The following is a 3,099-nucleotide window of genomic DNA, read 5'->3' on the forward strand; positions in this document are numbered from 1 at the left end:
GTAGTGGTTGGCGTCGCGGATCAGACCGTCGCGCACCCCGTGCAGCATGTTGACGATGTTGCGGAACGCGGTGTTCATCTGGCCCATGGTGTCGTAGGAGGTGGCCTGCGCGCTGCCACTCCAGCCGGCCCCGGCAATGTTCTGGCTCGATGCCCACATCTTGCGGGCCTCGTCCTCAACGGTCTGGGCGTGCACATCGAAACGGCCCGCCATCGACCGCATCTCGTGCGGGTCAGTCATAAAACGTGAAGGCATATCTCTCTCCTTATTCGTGGGCGTTTAAGAGGCAATACGTTGTGGGGTAAGGGAATTAACCGCCGGCAGGCGAACGTGGCATCACCTTGGCGGCAACCCGCGAACCCATGGCGCTCATACCGCGTCCGGCCAGTGCACCCATCAGCCCCTGCGAGAACGGGCTGGTGGGCAGGCCGGTCGTCATGCTCGGTGAGGCGACGGCGTTGGTCGGCAGCAACGGGGCAGCGCGACTGACGTCCGGGACACCGGTGTGCCAACCGTGCGGCACCGACAGCCCGCCCGCGTGCATCGCATTGGCCATCTGCGCCTGGATACCGGCCTGGATCCCGGCCCCCCACTTGGACAGCTGACCGCCCACCCCGGTCAGCACGGTTTCGGCCTTGCCGTCGACCAGTTTGGAGACGTTTGCCAGCAGCGAGTCCCGCATGCCGTCCAGCGCGCCGGCACCGGCGCCGCTGGCGCCGCCGCCGCCCGAGCTCATGAACATACGAGCGGGCGTGCTGCCCAGCATGCCCATGTAGTACGTGGCCTGTACCGGCAGCAGCGCGGCTGTTGGGTTGGCGACCACCCCACCGACCACGGTCGAGAGATAGGTCGCCAAGTCAGTGGCGCCCAAGCTCGTCGGCGCATTTCCCACGTAGCCGAATAGCTCGGCAAATGCGTAAATCAGCTGCTCGATGAGCACGTCGGTTTCGGAGCCCGCCGGAGCGGCTGCCGCAGCCTGCGCGCCGCTGGTCACCAGCGGTGCGGCTGTCTGTGCCGGCAGTGCGGCCGACGCACCCGTCGAGTTCAGGTTGTAGGTGTCCATGCCCAGCGCGTCCTGGATCCACATGTCCAGGTACTCGGCTTCGTTCTGGGCGATCGCGCCGGTGTTCTGGCCGAGGAAGTTGTTGGACACCAGCGTAGTCAACTCCGCCCGGTTGGCCGTGATCACCGGCGGCGGAACCATTGAGGCATACGCCGTCTGGTACGCGCCGGCAGCGGCCTTGGCCTGGGCCCCGGTCTGGGCTGCCTCGGCCGCGGTGGTCTGCAGCCAGCCGATGTACGGCTCGGCCGCAGCGGCCATGTGTGCCGACGACGGACCCAGCCACGCGCCGGTGGTCAGGTTGGTGATCGCGGTCTGGTACTGGGTGGCGGTCGCCTCTAAGTCGGCAGCCAGTCCATCCCACGCCGTCGCGGCCTCCAACAACGGACCAGAGCCCGCGCCCTGGTACATCAGGGCGGAGTTGATCTCCGGAGGTATCAGCGAGAAGCTCATCCGCTTAGAACCCGATCGATCCTGCCGCGGCGTTGGTCGCCTCGGTGAGCGCGTAGGCGCCGGCGCCGGAGCGTAGTGCGGCCACCAACTGCTCGTGGACCTCGGCGGCCTGGGCGGCGATCTGCTGGTACGTCGCGCCGTGCTGGCCGAACTGAACCGCCGTCATCGCCGACACCAGGTCCGAAGCCGCTGGGGCCAAACCCGTCGTCGGCGCCGCCGCCGCCGAGTTGCGCGCTGCCATCGCGTCCCCGATGCCGGACAGCGTCCCCGCAGCCCCCTGCAACACGTCTGGCTGAGTAGTTACGAACATCTTCAAACCCTTTCACACGGCCCGGCCACACTGCCTTCAAACAGTACTTGAAGCTGGGCGTTTGGATGGACCTCCCCTAGAGCGATTGCCACGCTTGATGGCGGAGAAATCGTAAGCTTTTTTCGCGTTCTGCGATAGACGAATCACGAAACGTATCGGCCGGAAAACGGCACAGAAACTTCTTGGCTTTCTCACAGGTTTTCGAATGTTCACCTGAACGTCGTTAAGTCATCGCCCGGCCGGGCGCCGCGCCGCGCCCTGCCCGGGCGGGCACGTCGGGGACTGTATCGTTGCCGCGTGACTGGGCAGCCACCGAAGCTCTACATCTTTCCGCACGCCGGGGGATCGGCCGAGTTTTACGTTCCGTTCGCCAAAGCCTTTGCCAGCGATATCAAACGTGTCGCCGTTCGCTATCCGGGGCGCGGTGGTAATCACGACCTCGGGTCCTTTACCACCATTTCCGATCTTGCCGACAAGGTTTGCCAGATGATCAAGCCGCCCGACAATCCTGACGAAAAGGTGGCGTTCTTCGGCCACAGCATGGGTGGGTTGCTGGCGTTCGAGGTCGCTCGGCGGTTCGAGGCGGCCGGCGGCCCGATCGCCGCGCTGTTCGTCTCGGCCGTCGCCGCGCCCGGTCGAGTCGGCTACGAGCACGTACCGGAGTCGGACCAAGGGTTGCTCAACGCAGTGAGCGAGATGACGGGTGTCAATCCGGAGTTTCTAGAGAACGAGGAATTCGCCGCCAGTATCCTACCGACGCTGCGCGGGCTCAAGGCGATCTCGAAATACGATTGCCCGCCCGACGAGAAGTTGTCGTGCCCGATCTCTGCGTTCCTGGGTGGCGACGATGAGGTGGCCACCTACGAGAAGGTGTTGCCTTGGTCGGAGCGCACAACATCTGAGTTCAGCCTGAAAGTTTTTCCCGGCCACCATTTCTATCTGACCGACCACATCGCCGAGCTAGTGGGCGAGATCGAGCCGAAGATCTTGTCCTCATGTAGAGGTTAACCGGTCGGTTAATAAATCGATTGTTGTCAAAATGGCCGACGCAAATCGAAATCGGCAAATCAAGATCTCTTTACGTGCCGAAAGCGTTTATTGGGCTAACAAATTGGACGCATCTACCGGTAACTTGGACAACGTAGCCAACCTGAGATCTGTGCGATATATCAGGCCGGCGTACTGGGGCGACTGAACAGGGTCTCCGAGAGAAAAGTGAATAACACCACACCCCGGCATCGGCGCGGCCCGACCCAGCAAACCCCCTCTCTCAGGG

4 protein-coding genes are annotated in these 3,099 nt (G+C 63.7%); 1 reads left to right on the forward strand and 3 read right to left on the reverse strand.

The annotated features are described in order from the left end of the window. From WAN02_RS05635 to WAN02_RS05645, 3 genes are all read right to left on the reverse strand, one after another. The coding region (locus tag WAN02_RS05635; RefSeq protein WP_422263189.1) for a WXG100 family type VII secretion target at nt 1-255 on the reverse strand (255 nt) is incomplete at its 3' end. A gap of 55 nt (nt 256-310) precedes the next feature. Continuing rightward, entirely contained in the window at nt 311-1,513 is a 1,203-nt protein-coding gene (locus WAN02_RS05640; protein ID WP_422263190.1) for a PPE family protein, read from the reverse strand. Nucleotides 1,514-1,517: 4 nt separating this feature from the next. After that, nucleotides 1,518-1,823, reverse strand: coding sequence for a PE family protein (locus WAN02_RS05645; protein ID WP_422263191.1), 306 nt, complete (start codon nt 1,821-1,823; stop codon nt 1,518-1,520). A 297-nt stretch (nt 1,824-2,120) separates the two neighbouring features. Here WAN02_RS05645 and WAN02_RS05650 point away from each other — a divergent pair, with 297 nt between their 5' ends. Beyond that, nucleotides 2,121-2,831 (forward strand): thioesterase II family protein, encoded by a 711-nt coding sequence (locus tag WAN02_RS05650; protein WP_422263192.1) that lies wholly within the window; start codon nt 2,121-2,123, stop codon nt 2,829-2,831. Nucleotides 2,832-3,099: the final 268 nt, after the last annotated feature.

The organism is Mycobacterium sp. (assembly GCF_049281135.1).
Classification (GTDB): Bacteria; Actinomycetota; Actinomycetes; order Mycobacteriales; family Mycobacteriaceae; genus Mycobacterium.